Origin of the sequence: Bradyrhizobium sp. SHOUNA76 (genome assembly GCF_023006445.1) — a bacterium.
Taxonomy (GTDB): Bacteria; Pseudomonadota; Alphaproteobacteria; order Rhizobiales; family Xanthobacteraceae; genus Bradyrhizobium.
Genome location: NZ_JALBHA010001223.1, coordinates 1 through 223 on the forward strand (window position 1 = coordinate 1; position 223 = coordinate 223).

At 66.8% G+C, this 223-nt stretch carries 1 pseudogene; it reads right to left on the reverse strand.

The features are described 5' to 3' along the window. Positions 1-223, reverse strand: a pseudogene (locus MOV74_RS40605) (hypothetical protein); the annotation flags it as partial.

A 223-nucleotide genomic window follows, 5' to 3' on the forward strand; every position in this document is an offset into this window, starting at 1 on the left:
GAGCACCGCGGTGTCCTTGATGCGCTCGATGCGGTGCTCGGAGTTGGCGCGGGCCCGCACCAGCTCGACCACCGAGAGCTGCGGGATCGCGAAGCGGTCGCCGGCGGCTTCCACGATCAGGGCCGAGACGATCGCCAAGGTCAGCGGGATCTTGATGGTGACGGAGGAGCCTTCGCCGGCCACGCTCTTGATGTCGATGGTGCCGCCGATCTGGTCGATATTG